Origin of the sequence: Christiangramia sediminis, from assembly GCF_020552705.1 — a bacterium.
GTDB lineage: Bacteria > Bacteroidota > Bacteroidia > Flavobacteriales > Flavobacteriaceae > Christiangramia > Christiangramia sediminis.
In genome coordinates, this window is sequence record NZ_JAJBZG010000002.1 from 358,414 (window position 1) to 377,778 (window position 19,365).

A 19,365-nucleotide genomic window follows, 5' to 3' on the forward strand; every position below is an offset into this window, starting at 1 on the left:
CTTTACTCGGCTTACTTGAAACTATTACATGAAATGAAAAAACTTTACAGCTTAATCCCTATTTTATTATTAAGTATCCACTTAATAACTGCCCAACAAATTAAAAGTCCTTCAGAATTTCTGGGATATGAATTAGGAAGCCAGTTTTCCCGCCATGCAGATGTTGTTAATTACTTCAATCATGTGGCCGAAAATTCTGGATTAGTCCAGTATCATAATTATGGAAAAACCAATGAACGACGTCCTCTCACCTACGCCATCATCACTTCAGAAGAAAATATAGCGAATCTGGAAAATATAAGAAAATCTCATTTAACCAGTGCCGGAATTGGGAATGCAGGAGAAAATTCAGATAAAGCCATCGTCTGGTTAAGTTATAATGTACACGGAAATGAAGCTTCCAGTACCGAAGCAGCTATGAAAACCCTTTTCAATCTTATCACCGAAAAAAAGGACTGGCTTAAAAATACCATTGTGATCATGGATCCCTGTGTGAATCCTGATGGGAGAGACCGGTATGCTAACTGGTACAACCAGGTAAAGACTGAACCATATAATATTTCCCAGAAAGCCACGGAACATCATGAACCATGGCCGGGAGGAAGACCAAACCATTATCTATTCGATCTCAACCGCGACTGGGCCTGGGCTACCCAAATTGAAACTCAAGAAAGATTAAAAATATACAATCAATGGTTACCCCATATACATGTAGATTTTCATGAGCAGGGAATTAATGAACCTTACTATTTTGCACCGGCTGCAGAACCTTTACATGAAGTGATCACTCCTTTCCAGAGAGATTTCCAGACGAGAATTGGAAAAAATCATGCCCAATATTTTGACAAAGAAGGATGGTTATACTTCACCGGGGAGCGATTTGATCTTCTTTATCCAAGTTATGGTGACACCTATCCAACTTATATGGGCGCTATCGGGATGACCTACGAAAAAGCCGGAAATGGCCGTGCAGGCCTGGGAATTAAAACCGATGAGGGTTATGTTTTAACCCTGAAAGATCGTTTGGAACACCATTATACTACAGGCCTTTCTACTATAGAGGTTGCTTCAAAAAACGCTTCAGAACTAAATAAGGAATTCATGAATTATTTTAGTGATGAGGAATTTGAATATAAAAGTTATGCGCTTAACGGAAGTCCTGATAAGATTAATTCTTTAAAAAAATTATTAGACAGGCACGACATACAGTATGGGAATTCGAATTCAGGAAAAATAAATGGTTATAATTTCAGGAATAACAGGAGTGGGAGTCTAAATACTAATAATAACACGCTGGTAGTATCTACCAATCAACCTAAAGGGAAAATGGTAAAAGTGCTTTTTGAGCCACAGACCAAATTGATGGATTCCCTTACTTACGACATCACCGCCTGGAGCTTACCTTATGCCTACGGTTTAGATGCCGTGGCCAGCAATAAGATCATTTCGGGTTCTGGGAAACAGGAAGATGTAAATATCCAGAATTCTGCGAATCCTAATGGAGCAGGATATATCACCAAATGGAATAGTATGCAGGATGCTCAGTTTCTGGCCGATCTTATTAAAAATGACATAAAAGTCCGTTTTAGTGAAGTTCCCTTTGAAAGCAACGGACAAAAATTTGCACCGGGAAGTATCCTTATCACTAAAAGTGATAACCGGGAAATCGAAAATTTCGATTCACAGGTTATTGAAATGGCAAATAAGCATGAACGTCAGCTTTTGACTGCAGAAACCAGTTTTGCAGGAAGCGGTCCCGACTTTGGATCTTCTGAGATCAAGATCATCAATGAGCAAAAAATCGGACTTTTAAAAGGAGATGAAGTTTCTTCCCTTAATTTCGGAGAGATATGGTATTTCTTCGAGCAGGATCTAAACTATCCTGTCACCCCAATCAACACTGACTATTTCAGCAGAATAGACCTTCATGATCTGGATGTATTGATCATGCCGGAAGGTTGGTACAGTGATTTTATGGATGAAAAAACCTTAAACAAGATCTCCTCCTGGGTAAAAGATGGGGGAAAACTTATCGCTGTGGGAAGTGCCGTGGGAACTTTCAATAAAAAAGAAGGTTTCGGACTCAAAGAAAATAAAAAGCCTGAAAAAGATTCCACCGCCACAGACGCTAATCTTATCCCCTATGCTAAAAGAGAGCGGGAGAGCATCAAAAACATGATCACCGGAAGTATCATTAAAACTAAAGTTGATAATACTCACCCGTTGGCTTTTGGTTACGAAGTTGATTATTTCACCCTGAAATTAAGCAGTGACAGCTATTCCTTGTTAAACGATGGCTACAATGTTTCTTATATCCGGGAGCCGCAAGTTGTTGCTGGATTTGCGGGAAGTGAAGCTGCTAAAAACTTAAAGAATTCTTTGGTGTTCGGTGAAGTGCCTATGGGGAATGGAAGCATTATTTATATGGTGGATAATCCTTTATTCCGTGCTTTCTGGGAGAATGGAAAGCTCTTTTTTGCCAATGCGATCTTCTTTACCAATAACACTGGTTACGATTACTAAAATTAAAAATAGAATATGAAATTTATAAGATCATTTATCATTCTATTATTCCTTGGTGCGGTAAGTTCAGTTATCGGTCAGGATAATAAAGAAAACTTTTCAGTTGATTTTGAAACTTTTAATCTTGAAAACGGCTTAAAAGTAATTCTGCATCAGGACAAATCAGATCCTGTGGTAGCAGTGGCCTTAACTGCACATGTAGGCTCCGCAAGAGAGAAAGAAAGCAGAACAGGTTTTGCACATTTATTTGAACATCTTCTCTTTCTGGAATCTGAAAACCTGGGAAAAGGTGGATTGGATAAATTAAGCGCGAGAATTGGAGGATCGGGAGCTAATGGTTCTACCAGCCGCGACCGAACCAATTACTTTCAAACGGTCCCTAAAGATGCTCTGGAAAAAATGATCTGGGCTGAAGCTGATAAACTCGGTTTTTTTATCAATACTGTTACAGAACCTGTTCTAGCCAAAGAAAAACAGGTGGTGAAAAACGAAAAAAGACAGGCTGTGGATAACCGTCCTTACGGCCACACCTTTTATGTAGTGGATAGAAATTTGTACCCACAGGGTCATCCTTATAACTGGCAGGTGATTGGAAGCCTGGAAGATCTTCAGAATGCCACTTTACAGGATGTAAAAGATTTCTATAATAAATGGTATGTTCCCAACAACGTGATCCTGACTATTTCCGGCGATTTTAATAAAGAACAGGCAAAAGAATGGGTACATAAATATTTTGACGAAATAGAACGCGGCTCTGATATTGCCGAACTGGAAAAGCAACCTGTAAATCTTACAGAATCTAAAAGACTTTACCACGAAGATAATTTCGCCAAGTTGCCAGAATTAACACTTACCTGGCCATCGGTTTATTCTTATCATGAAGATTCTTTCGCTCTGGAAATCCTTTCGAATTATCTGGCTGAAGGAAAAAATGCCCCACTTTATAAAAAACTGGTGGAAGAAAAGCAGCTTACCAGTAATGTAAGTATGTTCAACTATACTTCTGAGCTGGCGGGACAGCTGATGCTTCAGGTTAGAGCTTACGATGGAAAAGACCTCGATTCGGTAAAAATTGCCATTGATGAAACTTTTGCTGAATTTGAAAAAAATGGCATTCCGCAGAAAGATCTCAAGAGAATAAAAGCCGGACTGGAAACAGATTTCTATAATTCTATTTCAAGTGTACTGGGCAAAGGATTTCAATTAGCACAATATGAGATCTTCGCCAAAGACCCTAATTTTATTAATAAAGAGATTGATAAAATGCTGGCCGTAACTGGAGAGGATGTAATGAACCTATTTAAAAAATATGTTGCTAATAAAAATTATGTCGCCACGAGTTTTGTCCCAAAAGACCAATTAGATCTGGCCCTTGAAAATTCTGAAAAAGCAGAAGTTATTGAGGAAAAGATCGTGGAAGGAGCCGAAGAAAAATTTGATGCAAATCAAGAAGTAACTTATGAAAAGACTCCTTCAAGTTTTGACAGAAGTATTGAACCTCCTTATCAGGGTAAACCAGAGTTGAGTATTCCTGAAATCTGGGATGCACGCATGCCTTCAGGAATGAAGATCATGGGGATCACAAATACGGAAGTCCCGGTGGTTCAATTTAGCCTGGAAATGAAGGGTGGACAACTTCTAGAGCGTCCTGCGAAAGCCGGAGTATCAAATATGCTTGCCAATATGATGACGAAAGGTACTGCTAAAAAGACACCGGCTGAGCTGGAAGAAGCTATTGAACTTTTAGGTGCTTCTATCTATGTAAATGCCAGTGAGGAAAAAATCACGATTTCTGGAAATACTTTAGCGAAAAATTTTGCAGAAACCATGGAATTGGTCAGAGAGATCTTATTGGAGCCAAGGTGGGATGAGAAGGAATTTGAACTAGTTAAGCAAAGAACACTGAGTCGCTTAAAGGAAGAAAAAGGGGATCCAAATGCCATTGCACAAAATGAGTTCAAGAAACTTATTTATGGAGAAAACAGCATCCTTTCTTACAATGAGCTTGGAACTGCAGAAACGGTTGAAAATTTAAATATTGAGGATCTGAAGAATTATTATGAAGAGAATCTTTCGCCCTTAGCTGCAACTTTTATGACAGTTGGAGCTATTGAAAAAGCTGAGGCAGTAAATTCTGTGAAAGCAATTTCTGCGAACTGGGCTCCAAAAAATATTGATTTCCCGGAGGTCCCTGAATTTGAACTTCCGGAAAGATCCAAAGTGTATTTTTATGATGTTCCGGGAGCCAAACAATCTGTATTTGCTTTTGGAGCGCCGGCACTTTCAGCAAAAGATAACAATTTCTATCCTGCGGAGGTTATGAATTATCGCCTTGGGGGTGGAGGTTTTGCTTCCAGATTAACCCAGGAACTTAGAGAAGGAAAGGGTTATACCTATGGAATCCGGTCCAGGTTTGCAGACCAATCATATATTGGTCCGTTTATGATCAGCAGTGGCGTTAGATCTAATATTACTTACGAAGCGGCAGAATTGGTGAGAGATATTTTAAAAGAATATCCTGAAACATTTTCCCAGGATGATCTTGATGTCACTAAAAGTTATATGATTAAAAGTAACGCCAGAAGGTTTGAAACTCTTGGCGCAAAATTAGATATGTTGCGTGAAATTAGCGATTACGGGTATGAATATGATTATATTAAAGATCGGGAGCAAAAGGTAGAGGAAATGAGCGTTATGGATATTCAGGATCTTGCAAAGAAGTATATAAATCCTGAAAGAATGTTTTATCTCATCGTTGGTGATGCCGAAACCCAACTGGATAAACTTGAAGCACTGGGATATGGAAAACCTGTTTTACTAAATGAAAACAGTGAAAATTAAAATTTTATAAAAGCTTTAAGTATGGCGGAAACTAAAGTTTCCGCCTTTTTTATATCTTCTACTCAGTAAATTGAACACCAACAGAAATTTAAAAATTTGTCTAAGAAACTCTCCTATATTGTAACCGGAAGTATTGTGGCCGGTTTAATTCTTTTATATTTTTTATATCCCCCTTTTCAAGGGTTTATCAATGAAACCTGGCAGATCCTCTGGAGCGAAGATGAAACAAAGATCCGGAATCACTTTAAAAGTTTTGGTTTTTGGGGACCCATTGCAATAATAATTGTAATGGTTCTGCAGATCTTTCTCGTGGTTTTTCCATCCTGGTTGCCTATGATCGTTGCGGTACTTGCTTACGGCTTTTGGGGTGGCGCTCTAATATCTATTGTCGGGGTTTTCTGTGCATCCAGTATTGCCTTTTATATCGGAAAATGGCTCGGTGAAGATCACCTGGAAAAGATCATGGGAAAATCAAAAAACAAGAAGGTCGAATACTGGGTTTCTGAATATGGCTTCTGGACCATCGCCATTTTCAGGATCTCTCCTTTTCTTTCAAATGATGCCATTAGCATAGTAGCAGGAATGTTAAGTATGAAATATCGCAAGTTTATTTTAGCGACATTAACAGGTATTATACCGCTTTCCTTCGCTATCGCATATTTTGGTCAGGATACAGATACCCTGAAAAATGGTTTATACTGGATTGGCGGTGCCGGAATAGTAATTTATGGGATCTATGTTTATATCGATTATAGAAAAGGGAAAAAAGAAAAAATTAGTCAGTCCTAAAGCTTGCTCTTAATTTTTCAAGATCTTTTTCCGAATAGCCTTTCAAAGAGGCCATAGTTCCCTGAGCATTGGGTGCTTTAATGATCAAATTATTCCTGGTTACAGTTATAGCCGGGGTCTTATCTATTTTGTAGGAATGAATTTTTCCCTGAGTTGGTTTATAGATCAACACTTCATCATCCCATTCTAGAAATTCTGAGTTATCACCGCGATATGCCATATAGAAATATGAAATAGCAAGAAGGAAATAAACAGAGGCCATTACCAGGTTAAATATTGAAAAGTCTTCTGAACTAAAATGATTATTCAATAGGTAAAAGATACCCATGATTAGCCACAAGCCTCCAAAAACTGAAGAATAATTTCTCTTGAAAAAATTTAGCTTTTTATTTATCCTAGTCATTTAATTTTTAGGAAGTTCTAACTTTTATCTCTTTACGTTTTGGCTTTTCTGTAGTAACATTTAAAGGTTCTCCGTAAAGGTCAAAATCGGCAGCTTCTGTGATCTTTACTTCATAATAATCACCGGTCTTCAGATATACTGAAGTTGCGTCGATCAAAACCTCATTATCCACATCTGGAGAATCAAATTCGGTACGACCTACAAAGTAATTTCCTTCCTTACGATCAATTACTACATTAAAAACTTCTCCAATTTTCTGCTGATTCAATTCCCAGGAAATTTGAGACTGAATTTCCATAATTTCATTCGCCCTTTCCTGCTTTACTTCCTGAGGAACATTGTCTTCAAGGTTATAAGCATGCGTATTTTCTTCATGAGAATAGGTAAAACAACCCAGTCTTTCAAAACGCATTTCCTTTACCCATTCTTTTAATTCCTGAAAATGCTCTTCAGTTTCTCCCGGGTATCCAACAATTAGCGTGGTTCTAATGGCCATTTCAGGCACAGTTTTTCTGAATTCCTTCAGTAGTTTAGTCGTCTTTTCATGAGTGGTTCCACGTCGCATAGACTTCAGAAGATCGTCTGAAATATGTTGAAGTGGAATATCGAGATAATTACAAACTTTAGGCTCTCTTTTCATGACATCCAGCACATCCATCGGGAAACCAGTAGGAAAAGCATAATGCAATCTTATCCATTCAATTCCTTCAACCTTTACCAGGTTTTCAAGTAATTCGGCAAGATTTCGTTTCTTATAAAGATCAAGACCATAATAAGTAAGGTCCTGAGCGATCAATATCAATTCTTTTACTCCATTGGCCGCCAGCTTTTCAGCCTCAGTCACCAGATTTTCTATAGGAGTGGATTTGTGTCCTCCTCTCATTAGTGGGATCGCGCAAAATGAACATGGGCGATCACAACCTTCAGCAATCTTCAGGTAAGCATAATTCTTAGGAGTGGTGGTAATACGCTCTCCAATAAGTTCATGCTTGTAATCAGCTTCCAGAGCTGAAAGAAGTCCCGGAAGTTCTGTAGTTCCAAAATACTGGTCTACATCTGGAATTTCTTTTTGAAGATCTGGCTTGTATCGCTCACTTAAACAACCGGTTACAAAAACCTTATCTACATCTCCCTGTTGCTTTTTTTCAACAAACTCCAGAATCGTATTTACCGACTGTTCCTTGGCATTATCTATAAAACCACAGGTATTTATCACTACAATATTTCCATCCTCTTCATGCACCACGTCCTTGTCGTTAGCCTTCAGCTGTCCCATCAAAACTTCAGAGTCGTAAACATTCTTGCTACAACCAAGGGTTACCACGTTGATCCTGTTCTTTTTTAGTGACTTCGTCCTCATAAACTTTCTACTTTTTAGCAATGATTATTTCCGAAGAAAAACCAAAGCGGGTGCAAAGATACAATCTAAAATTAGATTTACCTGAAAGTCTTTAAATTGAAGATTTTATGAGAAATATTCATGCAGCTGAAGCATCCACTCCCTTTCATAATACCTTACAATACTTATCAATATCACCACGGCAATAACATAGGCCCAGTGATAAGAATTTCTTTTTACCATAAAGGCACCAACTACGGCAAACAAAAGATAAGGTAAGGACAAGATAAGATTGGGAAGTACCCAGGCACCCCCAAACATCGCAATCACTTTCATAATCACATAAAAGATGCTGTAGAAGAAAATGATCTTAGAAATGAGAACAAGATATCTTTGAGAATTACTACTCATTATAGTTTACAGGCGTTTTTCTTCTTTTTGAATTCTTTTCGAAAATATAGGCGAATTGAAGCAATTGTTCTTCAGTAAAAGGTTTTCCTATAATGGTTAATCCCATAGGTTTATTTTCTGAAGTATAGCCCATAGGAACAGTGATCGCCGGATATTTAGCAACCGCAGCATAGCCTGCATGATAATTATTTATAGATAATACCGCATCCAGATTATGTTCCTTCATCGGTTTTTCAAAGAATGTTGTTCCGTTTCTTTTTAAGGTGTCTTTTATCGCGGCAAATTCTTTTTCGGAAGCTGAATCTTTTACGATACCTAAAAATAATGCCTGACCATAAGGTGCCCTGTTCGATGAATCCTCATCATTATATGCTACAACATCCTGAACGTTTTTATAACCTACTTCTCCCCCGTAATTTTTTAAATATGCCGGAAGATCCTTTTTCATATCAAGGTTTAAAAGTCTTAGAAAATTGGGAAGGTCAATATCTTCTGACTCAAATTCAACGATCTCTGCACCGGCATTCTTAAGGTCATTAATGGCTCTCACATAAAGAGAATCTTCCATCAAAGCTTTGATCGCACCCAGGCGCTTTCCTTTAAGATCAGTTTTCTCCAGATTTGAATAATAATTCCCTTGCTTCTTTTCGGAAGTTCTTGAAGCCGGATCTGCATTATCTACTCCGGCCATGGCATCTAAAAGAATAGCATTATCTACAACAAATTTTGTAATAGGTCCCGGAGTATCCAATGTGCTTGAGATTGGAACAATCCCTCCCCTGCTCAAAACACCTATTGTTGGTTTTATTCCAACCACCGAATTTGAACTTGCGGGAGACAAAATTGAACCGGAAGTTTCAGAGCCCACAGCTACCGGAGCAATATTGGCTGCTACCGCAACTCCGCTTCCCGAACTTGAACCACCTGTATCATGCACTTTTCTTCCATAAGGATTCAGCGTTTGACCTCCAAGCGTGGAGAAACCATTTGGACAGCCTTCACAGAAAAAGTTAGCCCATTCACTCAGGTTCGCCTTTCCCAGGATCAATGCTCCATTCTCTTTTAATCGTTTTACAATAAAAGCATCTTCAGTCTGGTTATTTTGAAGCGCCACAGATCCCGCCGTTGTCGGCATCGCAGTAGTATTAATATTATCTTTTAAAAGAACCGGGATCCCGAAAATTGGATGTTGATTTGAAACTTTACTTTTTTGCTGATCTTTTTCCCTAGCCTCTTTTATCAAATTAGGGTTTAAAGAGATCACAGAGTTCAGAGAAAACTCATTTTCACGGTCATATTCACTTATTCTAGTCAGATAAAATAAAGACAGTTCTTCATAAGTAAGTTTATCTTCATTGATTGCCTGCTGAATTTCAGGAATAGATTTTTCAAAGACCAATGCCTTTACTTCTTCGTATACTTCAGTGGAGAATTCTGAAAGATCTGCTTCAAAAGGTTTCCAAAGACTATCATTATCAATGATCTTTGGGTCAACTTGTTTAAATTCTATCTCTTCAACATTGGTCGTTGAGTCAGATTTAACCTGAACCTCTTCAGAATTGTTTTCAGATTTATCATTTTTACAGCTTATAAAAACAAGAGCGACAATAAAAAATACTATTTTCTTCATTCAGGAAATTTTATTTGCAGGAATTAAATGAACATTCCCGGATAATATTGAGCTTATTTAAAAAATGAATCTACAAATTCGTATTTATTGAATACCTGCAGATCTTCAATTCCTTCTCCTACACCAATATATTTTACAGGGATTTTAAACTGATCGCTGATACCTATAACCACTCCACCTTTTGCTGTACCATCAAGTTTGGTAACCGCCAGGGCAGTAACCTCTGTAGCCGCAGTGAACTGCTTGGCCTGCTCAAAAGCATTCTGGCCGGTTGAACCATCCAGTACCAAAAGAACTTCATGGGGAGCATCGGGAATGGTTTTCTGCATCACCCTTTTCACCTTGGTAAGTTCATTCATAAGGTTCACTTTATTATGAAGCCTTCCAGCAGTATCTATCAATACCACATCGGCGTTCATTTTAACGGCACTCTGAACTGTATCAAAGGCCACGGAAGCTGGATCACTTCCCATTTTTTGTTTGATGATAGGCACATCTGTTCTATCTGCCCATATCTGGAGCTGATCTATTGCTGCAGCTCTAAAAGTATCTGCAGCACCGAGAACGACTTTCTTTCCTTTACTTTTAAACTGGTGGGCAAGTTTTCCAATTGTTGTAGTTTTTCCAACACCATTCACTCCTACCACCATGATTACATAAGGCTTCTTATTTTGAGGAATATCAATATCTGAATCTTCCCCGGTATTTGTTTCTGAAAGTAAAGCAGCGATCTCTTCGCGGAGTATTTTATTCAACTCATCTGTACCCAGATATTTATCCCTGGCTACTCTCTCTTCTATTCTATTGATGATCTTTATGGTAGTGGTAACTCCAACATCACTACTTACCAATACATTTTCCAAATCATCCAGAACCTCTTCATCAACCTTATCTTTTCCGGCGACAGCCTTGCTCATCTTGTCGAAGAAACTGGTTTTGGATTTTTCTAAACCTTTATCAAGGTTTTCCTTTTTCTCTTTATTAAATATCTTTTTAAATAAACTCATTTTTGGTTTGGCTGGGTTAAAAACAAAGGAAGGTCAAGCCTTCTATAATGCGGCAATAAATATACATAAAAAGAAAAAGCCGTCCAGAAATAAATCCAGGACGGCTTTTTAAGATTATTTAAAATCGTTTGTGAACGATTCTTACTTCTTCAAGAAGTCGTTTACGTCTTCCGGAGCCATGATTTGTTCTACAAATGTGTAGGCACCGGTTTTCTCAGATTTAACCATTTTTATTGCTTTGGTTAATCTTTTAGATCCTGTTTGAATAGATGCTACTGATTTCTTTGCCATGACTCAATTATTTTATTTCTTTATGAACCGTCATTTTCTTAAGAATTGGGTTGAATTTCTTCAACTCGATTCTATCCGGTGTATTCTTCTTATTTTTCGTAGTAATATATCTTGAAGTACCTGGTTGTCCAGAAGTCTTATGCTCTGTACACTCTAGGATTACCTGAACTCTGTTACCTTTCTTTGCCATTGTGAAATATTTTTAGGTGCTAAGGATTATTTCTGAAGAAACCCTTTTGCTTTAGCTTCCTTAATTACGGCAGAAATGCCTTTTTTATTGATATCTTTTAATGCAGACGTACACACTTTAAGTGTTACCCATCTGTCTTCTTCAGGAATAAAGAAACGTTTCTTCACCAAGTTGGCGTTGAATTTACGTTTAGTCTTATTCATGGCGTGAGAAACATTATTCCCAACCATTGCTCTTTTCCCGGTAAGTTCACAAACTCTTGACATTGCTCTATACTTTTCTCGTTATTTCAAAACAGGCTGCAAATTAACGATTTTTTTACCTAACCGGCAACTAATTCAAAAAAAATATTTTACACTTGAAATAATTCTTTTAAATCCTCGTTCAGCTCCTGTTTCATCGCTGTTCCGGCTGCAAAAATAAGATTTTTAATCTATATAAATCAAGGGAAAATTATCTGAATATTTTAATTGTTTTTAGTAAGGATCTGAAAATCAATTAGCATCTTTCATTTTAATGATACTTTGCTGAAGTAATTCCATGGCCTTATTCACAGATTTACCGATCACTTTTTCACGATGATTCCCAAAATTAAATTCGTGAGCCATAACTCCATTTGGGGTTGCGATACCAATAAAAACAGTCCCTAAGCCCGCATCACTATCTCCCTTTGTGGGACCAGCATTGCCAGTGGTAGAAATTGAAAATTCTGAATGAAATTTTTTCTGAGCGCCTTCTGCCATTGCCTTGGCCACTTCAGCACTTACCACCGAAAATTTTTCTATCAATTCTTTTGAAACACCTAAAAGCTCTGTTTTAGTTTCGGTTGAATAACAAACAATGCTTCCTTTAAACGAAGCTGAAGATCCGGGTGCTCTGGTAAATTTCGAAGCAAGCCTGCCTCCGGTACAACTTTCAGCAGTAGATAGCGTCCAGCCTTTTTCAGCCAGCATTCTGCCAATGATCACTTCTATAGGCTCATCCTCTTCAAAACCATAAATTATATCGCCAATATATTCGTATAAAGCGGTAATCTGGTTATTTATTAAATCCCATAAATGATCTTCATTATCACCGCGTGCTGATAACCTCAATCTAACTTTTCCCAAATTTGGCAGGTAGGCAAGTTTTATGTTCTCTGGGAGATTATCTTCCCATTCTTCTATCTTTTCAGCAATAGCACTTTCTCCAAGTCCGTAAGTGATTACCGTTTTGTGCAGGATAACCGGTCGGGAATAATTCTTGATCAGTCGGGGAATTACCTCTCTTTCCATAAGTCCCTTCATCTCGTAAGGGACCCCTGGCATAGAAATAAATACTTTTCCCTTGTCTTCAAACCACATTCCCGCAGCGGTGCCAAACTCGTTATGCAGCGCAGTAGCTTTTGAAGGTAATAATGCCTGATTACGGTTAAGATCTGAAATAGGTGTATCTATGTATTTATCAAAAAGATATTCTATATGTTTTAAAACTTCCTCATTACGAACCAGCTTATCATCAAAAAATTCGCACAGGCATTTTTTAGTAATATCATCTTTTGTGGGACCAAGGCCACCAGTAATAATGATGATATCAGCTCTTTGTGAAGCTTCTTTTAAACTCTGCAGAATATGTTCACGTTCGTCCTGAATAGAAGTTATCTGATAAACGCTTACACCTATCTTATTAAGTTCTTTAGAGATATATGCTGAGTTGGTATCAATAATCTGACCGATAAGAATTTCATCTCCAATGGTGATTATTTCAGCTTTCATTCTAATTCAAAATCTCGTTTAAGCGCAACTGCTGCAACATTAACCTTCTTCGCGATAGTTTCTCCCGCTTCTGGCACCTCATCTTTTCTCTGACCCTGCTTGGACCAGGCTTCAATGACCTTTATCTGTTCCATCAAATTCAAGCCAAAAAGCTGAAGATTTGGCTTCATTTTATGAGCATACTGGTAGGCAAGTGACGGATTATCATTACCTATAGCTTCATTCATTGAGGCTACATCTGGCGGAATCTCTTCCAGGAAAGTCTGTACTACTACGAGCATGAATTCCTCATCCCCGCCGGCCATTTCTTTTACTTCATCAAGATTATAGCTACTCATTCAATTGGTTATTTTACTTTGATCGAAAACATTTTATGCTCTTCCAGAAAGCCGGTCAACCTATCTTCGGGAGAGACTTTGCCTACGCCGGCGGGCGTTCCAGTAAAAATGACATCCCCGATCTTTAGGGTGAAATACGTCGAAATATAAGCAATTAATTCATCAATTTTCCAAAGCATATGAGAGGTATTGCCCTTCTGCACAACCACCTCATTTTTTTTCAGGCTAAAATTCAGATCATTCACATCACCCAATTCACTCTTATCCAGCCATTTATTTCCTATCACGGCAGCCCCATCAAAAGCTTTGGATTTCTCCCATGGTAAGCCTTTTTCCTTTAATTTTTGCTGAAGATCCCTCGCCGTAAAATCTATTCCGAGGCCAATTTCATCATAATATTTATGGGCGAACTTCTCCTGGATATGCTTTCCTATCTTTTTTATCTTCACCAGGACCTCCACTTCATAGTGAACCTCGTTTGAAAAATCAGGAATAAAAAATGGTTGTTTTTTCAATAAAATGGAAGTATCTGGTTTCTGAAATATTACAGGTTCTTCCGGTTTTTCGTTCTTTAATTCTGAAATATGATCGGTATAATTACGGCCAATACAAATAATCTTCATTAGCTAAGCTTATTGTTCAGTTTGCGAAGTTTGATCGCGGTAAGTACTTTCTTGGTGTATAATGGAAAATCTGCATTCTGTATCCAACCGAAATATCCCGGCTCCTCTTCAAGTACCTGCTCTACATGTTTACCTTTATACTTTCCGAAAGAAAATACTTCCTTGCCTTTTTTATCAAAGCTGATAAATCCGGCAAAATCGGCAAATTTTCTTCTTGAGCTAAAATCTGCCAGCCACTTCATATCATTCTCAAGATCTTCGTACTTATCTAATTGAGATTTCAAGACCTCGTAGGTAGCCTCGGTATCGGCCTCGGCCCCGTGAGCGCCTTCGAGTTCCTTACCGCAATAAAACTGATAAGCCGCAGATAAAGTACGCTGCTCTTTTTTATGGAAGATGGTCTGTACATCCACAGCAACCACATTCTTCATTTCAAAATCTATGTCTGCTCGCAACAACTCCTCCACTAAAAGCGGAATATCAAATCGGTTGGAGTTATACCCCCCAAGATCACAGCCTTTAATAAGATCATGAATTTTTTGACCCAGTTCTTTAAAGGTTGGCTCATTTACAACTTTTTCATTGGTGATCCCATGTATGGCAATAACCTCTGCCGGAATTTCGCGTTCGGGATTTACCAACCAGGTATGACTCTCCTTATTCCCATTTGGAAACACTTTGAGGATAGCAATTTCAACAATCCTATCTTTAGAAATGTTGGTACCTGTAGTTTCCAGATCAAAAAAACAAATGGGTTTGGTAAGCTTAAGATCCATATTTTAAAATTTCAGTAAAGTTAGTATAATTTGATAGTTTGCTTAAAATTAAAACCATGAATTAAGCTAAAATTTGTTTTCTGAAAAAAGAAAAAGCCACGCAGAACGTGGCTTTGTAGAATATAAGTATTTAAAATATTATATTTCCCTGTTCTTATCGAAACCTTCAAGATACTGTGCTACCCGCTGTACAAATTGTCCACCCAGGGCACCATTTACCACTCTGTGATCGTAACTATGAGATAGGATCATCTTGTAACGGATTCCTATAAAATCACCGTCTGGAGTTTCAATTACCGCAGGCATTTTTCTAATGGCTCCCAGTGCAAGGATCCCAACCTGAGGCTGGTTGATAATAGGAGTTCCCATGATACTTCCAAAAGTACCTACGTTGGTAACCGTATAAGTTCCACCCTGAATATCGTCTGGTTTAAGTTTATTCTGTCTTGCCCGGTTGGCAAGATCATTTACTGCCTTGGCCATTCCCACAAGATTTAGTCGGTCTGCATTTCTTATGACAGGAACTATGAGGTTACCATCTGGTAAAGCTGCGGCCATCCCAAGATTGATATTTTTCTTCTTGATCACTTTGGTAGCGTCTTCATTTACCGAAATATTTACCATCGGGAAATCACGGATCGCTTTAGCGACGGCTTCCATGAATATTGGAGTAAAAGTAAGCTTCTCTCCTTCTTTCTTTTGGAATTCAGCCTTATGCTTATTTCTCCAGTTCCAGATATTGGTTACATCTACCTCAATAAAACTTTGAACATGCGCAGATTTCTGAACGCTATCCACCATATGGTGAGCGATCATTTTACCCATTCTGCTCATTTCTATGATCTCATCTTCTCCTGAAACTACCGGTTCTGGCTGAGAAGAAACTCCTGCTGCCATTCCCTTGGTATCTGCAGATTTTTTTGAAGTGGTATCTGATTTCTTTGACTTTTCACCTCTGTTCTCAACATATCCAAGAATGTCATTTTTTGTAACCCGGCCTTCTTTTCCGGTACCTTCAATTCCTTCGAGTTCCGATAAAGAAATTCCTTCTTCTTTCGCTATGTTCTTAACTAATGGAGAATAAAATCTTGAAGAATCTGAATAATCATCTCCTGAAGTAGTTGCCGATGCGGTTTCTTTAGCCGTTTCAACACTTTCTTCGACCTGAGCAGTTGCGGCAGGCTCCTCTTCTACCTCAGCCTCGTCTGCCCCACCTTCAACTTCACCATCAGTCTCTATAATTGCTATAGTTTGACCTACTTTTACAACATCATCTGCTTCAAAAAGCTTTTCAACAAGTTTACCGTCAACTTCACTGGGCACCTCGCTGTCCACTTTATCTGTAGCTATTTCAAGTACCGGCTCATCCATTTCTATCGTATCCCCAACCTCTTTAAGCCAGCTAGTTATTGTTGCTTCAGCAACACTTTCACCCATTTTGGGTAACTTTAATTCAAATTTTGCCATATCTTTAAATCAGATGTGATTTTTGTTATTTGAGTTGCGAATTTAATCAAAATACCGCTTATTAAATATTAAAAAATCAATAAAATTGATTTTTACTGAATTTTTTACAGCGGAATAACCCGTGCAATTTCCTGCTAAAATTACAATTTCAACTACGGAATTGAAAAAGTTTCAATGATTTTTAAAAATTTCTTCTTTAGGCAAGAATGTTTATGATCTAGCTCTTCATTGAATTTTCAAAAGGAATTCTATTGGTTATACTTCGTCCCAGGGTCACCTCATCGGCATACTCCAGCTCATCTCCAACTGAAATTCCCCTGGCAATAGTAGATGTCTTGATTCCGGTTCCTTCCAGTTGTTTGAAAATATAGAAGTTGGTAGTATCACCTTCCAGAGTGCTACTCAAGGCGAAGATGATCTCTTCAATTTTACCAGCCTTCACTTTTTCCACAAGGGGTTTGATAGATAATTGGGAAGGTCCAATGCCATCCATAGGACTAATTTTTCCACCGAGCACATGATAATGCCCTCTATACTGACCCGTATTTTCAATAGCCATAACGTCACGAATATCCTCGACCACGCAAACAATTTCTGAAAGTCTTGAAGGATTTGCACAAATTTCACACAATTCAGTATCACTGATATTATAGCAATTCTTGCACAGTTTTATATTCTGCCTAAGATTTTGAAGGGCCGTAGCCAGTTGCTTTGTTTGATCCTCCGGCTGCTTTAATAAATGCAATACCAGTCTTAAAGCTGTTCGCTTTCCAATTCCCGGCAATTGTGACATTTCATCTACTGCCTGCTCCAATAATTTTGAAGAAAAATCCATATGCGAATTTATGATTTTTTTGACGGATGAAATTACTTAAAGCTTAATTTGTAAATTGGCCCGCAGAATTACTATTTATGCAACCATATCAGGTACTCATCCTCATTGCCGCCTATTTCGCTGTACTCATCTTAATTTCATATTTCACCGGACGCGGTGGCAGCAATGCCGAATTTTTTAAAGCTAATAAACAGGCACCCTGGTATCTGGTTGCTTTTGGTATGATTGGAGCCTCTTTGAGCGGCGTGACCTTTATATCAATTCCCGGCACCGTAGAAACAGACTCTTTCAGTTATTTTCAGGTAGTTCTGGGGTATACCATAGGTTATGTGGTGATAGGGCAGGTCTTACTTCCGCTCTATTATAAAATGAATCTGACTTCCATTTACACCTACCTTGAAAGCAGGTTTGGAAATGCTTCCTATAAGACCGGAGCTTCTTTTTTCTTATTATCGAGAGTTGTCGGAGCAAGTTTTAGGTTATTTCTGGTCGCCAATGTGCTTCAGTTAGTAGTTTTTGATGCCATGGGCGTTCCTTATTACGTGACCGTTACCATCACCATTTTATTGATCTGGCTCTACACCTTCAAAAGCGGAATAAAAACGATCATTTGGACAGACACCTTACAAACGTTTTTTATGCTCCTGGCCCTGGGAATTACCATTTATTTTATTTCTGAAGATCTTGGTTTTTCTCTAAGTAATCTATTTGGGTATCTGGCAGAAAGTGAACATTCTCAAATCTTCTTTTTTGAAGACTGGAAAAGCAAAGATCATTTTATCAAGCAGTTTCTTTCCGGAGCATTTATTGCGATTGTAATGACAGGACTGGACCAGGACATGATGCAAAAAAACCTTACTTGTAGAAGCCTGAAGGATGCCCAGAAGAATATGTTCTGGTTCACTATTGTTCTTGTATTTGTCAACTTTCTTTTTCTTGCTTTAGGAGTACTACTTACAGATTATGCAGATGTTAATGGGATCACTGAAGTTCGTGATGATCTTTTCCCGGCCATCGCGACCAGCGGAGAATTGGGAATGGCAGTAGCCATTTTCTTTATTCTTGGCTTAATAGCTGCCGCCTACTCCAGTGCAGACAGTGCTTTAACCGCCTTAACCACTTCCTTCAGCATTGACATACTGGATATTGAGAAAAAATATGATGAGAAAAAACAGGTAAGGATTAGAAAACAAATTCATGTTGCCATCTCCATTTTACTGATCCTGGTAATGCTTGCCTTCAAATATGCCATCGCAGACAAAAGTGTAATTAATAAGCTTTTCCAGTTTGCTGGATATACTTATGGACCACTATTGGGGCTTTATACTTTTGGTCTTTTTACCAAATGGCAGGTAAGAGATAAACTGGTTCCAGTAATCGCTGTTGCTGCACCCGTACTTTCATACATTATTAGTATAAATAGTTTAAAATGGGTAGGCTTTGAATTCGGATTCTTTATTCTGATCCTTAATGGACTACTTACTTTCCTGGGATTAGTATTGCTGAGAAGAAAGCATCACTAAGGTACAGGCATTCTCAAAAGCGATATTATTATTCCGTAAAAGATCGTAGAGTTCTGGATTCTCTGTCCCTGGATTGAAGATAACCCGGGATGGTCTTAAAGAAATTATATAGTCATAATACTCTTTCTGTCTTTTTGCATTTAGATAAAGCGTTACGGTATCAATATCTTTAAATGGATATTTCTCTGTTTTGATTTCTACACCTTCTACAGTTCCCTTTCTTAAGCCAATGGCCACGGTAGGTTGCCCGTGTCTCACCAATCTGTTAATAGCAAGGTTTGAATATCTGGTAGTATTAAGTGAGGCTCCTAGAACCAATGTTTTTTTCTTCATATTTCAAAGTTAAACAAAATTTGATGTAACAATAAGTAACCAAAGAAGTCTTTAGAGTGAGGTCCGGGCCTTGCAAAGTCATCTTATTAATTTTGATGGTTAGTGTTAAGAAAGATGATTTTGCTAAAACCTGCATTTCTTAACTGGAATGCAGGTTCTTTTTCAAAATTCATGTAACGAATGAAAATTTGAGTCGTCATATAAGTACAAGATCATCAAAAACTACGGCGTATTGTGAATATCTATTATGCAATACAAAGTAACTTGTTTAACATAAATCATCAAAATCAAT

19 protein-coding genes are annotated in these 19,365 nt (G+C 38.0%); 4 read left to right on the forward strand and 15 right to left on the reverse strand.

Annotated features, from left to right (window positions below; all coding sequences use genetic code 11):
• Nucleotides 1–33: 33 nt before the first annotated feature.
• From LGQ90_RS05940 to LGQ90_RS05950, 3 genes are all read left to right on the forward strand, one after another.
• Nucleotides 34–2,523, forward strand: coding sequence for a M14 family metallopeptidase (locus LGQ90_RS05940; protein WP_229339165.1), 2,490 nt, complete (start codon nt 34–36; stop codon nt 2,521–2,523).
• A 15-nt stretch (nt 2,524–2,538) separates the two neighbouring features.
• Entirely contained in the window at nt 2,539–5,364 is a 2,826-nt protein-coding gene (locus LGQ90_RS05945) for a M16 family metallopeptidase (RefSeq protein WP_229339167.1), read from the forward strand.
• A gap of 96 nt (nt 5,365–5,460) precedes the next feature.
• Nucleotides 5,461–6,153 carry a TVP38/TMEM64 family protein gene (locus LGQ90_RS05950; RefSeq protein ID WP_229339169.1) on the forward strand — a complete coding sequence of 231 codons (693 nt, stop codon included), beginning with the start codon at nt 5,461–5,463 and terminating at the stop codon, nt 6,151–6,153.
• Here the strand turns inward: LGQ90_RS05950 and LGQ90_RS05955 are convergent.
• The 14 genes from LGQ90_RS05955 to recR form a co-directional block, all read right to left on the reverse strand.
• Nucleotides 6,140–6,481: a hypothetical protein gene (locus tag LGQ90_RS05955; RefSeq protein WP_229339171.1), complete on the reverse strand. Its 342-nt coding sequence runs from the start codon at nt 6,479–6,481 to the stop codon at nt 6,140–6,142. The genes LGQ90_RS05950 and LGQ90_RS05955 overlap by 14 nt on opposite strands.
• An 82-nt stretch (nt 6,482–6,563) precedes the next feature.
• On the reverse strand, nt 6,564–7,916 hold the full coding sequence (gene rimO / locus LGQ90_RS05960; protein ID WP_229339173.1) for a 30S ribosomal protein S12 methylthiotransferase RimO: 1,353 nt from the start codon (nt 7,914–7,916) through the stop codon (nt 6,564–6,566).
• Nucleotides 7,917–8,021: 105 nt separating this feature from the next.
• Complete coding sequence (locus tag LGQ90_RS05965) at nt 8,022–8,306, reverse strand: hypothetical protein (RefSeq protein ID WP_229339175.1); 285 nt, start codon at nt 8,304–8,306, stop codon at nt 8,022–8,024.
• Nucleotides 8,299–9,936, reverse strand: a complete 1,638-nt coding sequence (locus LGQ90_RS05970; RefSeq protein WP_229339177.1) for an amidase family protein — start codon at nt 9,934–9,936, stop codon at nt 8,299–8,301. Before LGQ90_RS05970 ends, LGQ90_RS05965 begins: the two co-directional genes overlap by 8 nt.
• Nucleotides 9,937–9,989: 53 nt before the next feature.
• Complete coding sequence (ftsY, locus tag LGQ90_RS05975) at nt 9,990–10,943, reverse strand: signal recognition particle-docking protein FtsY (protein WP_229339179.1); 954 nt, start codon at nt 10,941–10,943, stop codon at nt 9,990–9,992.
• 141 nt (nt 10,944–11,084) lie between these two features.
• Nucleotides 11,085–11,234, reverse strand: a complete 150-nt coding sequence (locus tag LGQ90_RS05980; RefSeq protein ID WP_084509775.1) for a DUF4295 domain-containing protein — start codon at nt 11,232–11,234, stop codon at nt 11,085–11,087.
• Between the two features lie 7 nt (nt 11,235–11,241).
• A complete protein-coding gene (rpmG, locus tag LGQ90_RS05985; RefSeq protein WP_011710111.1) occupies nt 11,242–11,424 on the reverse strand; it encodes a 50S ribosomal protein L33 in 183 nt (60 codons plus the stop codon).
• Between the two features lie 26 nt (nt 11,425–11,450).
• Nucleotides 11,451–11,690 (reverse strand): 50S ribosomal protein L28, encoded by a 240-nt coding sequence (gene rpmB, locus LGQ90_RS05990; RefSeq protein ID WP_108172696.1) that lies wholly within the window; start codon nt 11,688–11,690, stop codon nt 11,451–11,453.
• A gap of 228 nt (nt 11,691–11,918) precedes the next feature.
• Nucleotides 11,919–13,178: a competence/damage-inducible protein A gene (locus tag LGQ90_RS05995; protein ID WP_229339182.1), complete on the reverse strand. Its 1,260-nt coding sequence runs from the start codon at nt 13,176–13,178 to the stop codon at nt 11,919–11,921.
• Nucleotides 13,175–13,516 carry an Hpt domain-containing protein gene (locus tag LGQ90_RS06000; RefSeq protein ID WP_229339184.1) on the reverse strand — a complete coding sequence of 114 codons (342 nt, stop codon included), beginning with the start codon at nt 13,514–13,516 and terminating at the stop codon, nt 13,175–13,177. Before LGQ90_RS06000 ends, LGQ90_RS05995 begins: the two co-directional genes overlap by 4 nt.
• Before the next feature lie 8 nt (nt 13,517–13,524).
• Nucleotides 13,525–14,139 (reverse strand): fumarylacetoacetate hydrolase family protein, encoded by a 615-nt coding sequence (locus LGQ90_RS06005; protein ID WP_229339186.1) that lies wholly within the window; start codon nt 14,137–14,139, stop codon nt 13,525–13,527.
• Complete coding sequence (locus LGQ90_RS06010; RefSeq protein ID WP_229339188.1) at nt 14,139–14,915, reverse strand: 3'-5' exonuclease; 777 nt, start codon at nt 14,913–14,915, stop codon at nt 14,139–14,141. The genes LGQ90_RS06005 and LGQ90_RS06010 overlap by 1 nt, the downstream gene beginning before the upstream one ends.
• A gap of 138 nt (nt 14,916–15,053) precedes the next feature.
• Complete coding sequence (locus LGQ90_RS06015; protein WP_229339190.1) at nt 15,054–16,382, reverse strand: dihydrolipoamide acetyltransferase family protein; 1,329 nt, start codon at nt 16,380–16,382, stop codon at nt 15,054–15,056.
• A gap of 217 nt (nt 16,383–16,599) precedes the next feature.
• On the reverse strand, nt 16,600–17,217 hold the full coding sequence (recR, locus tag LGQ90_RS06020; RefSeq protein ID WP_229339192.1) for a recombination mediator RecR: 618 nt from the start codon (nt 17,215–17,217) through the stop codon (nt 16,600–16,602).
• A 77-nt stretch (nt 17,218–17,294) separates the two neighbouring features.
• On the opposite strand from recR, the gene LGQ90_RS06025 reads away from it, so the two are divergent.
• Entirely contained in the window at nt 17,295–18,740 is a 1,446-nt protein-coding gene (locus LGQ90_RS06025) for a sodium:solute symporter (RefSeq protein WP_229339194.1), read from the forward strand.
• Here the strand turns inward: LGQ90_RS06025 and LGQ90_RS06030 are convergent.
• Nucleotides 18,711–19,073 (reverse strand): CoA-binding protein, encoded by a 363-nt coding sequence (locus LGQ90_RS06030; protein WP_229339195.1) that lies wholly within the window; start codon nt 19,071–19,073, stop codon nt 18,711–18,713. The two genes, LGQ90_RS06025 and LGQ90_RS06030, sit on opposite strands and share 30 nt — an antisense overlap.
• Nucleotides 19,074–19,365 lie beyond the last annotated feature (292 nt).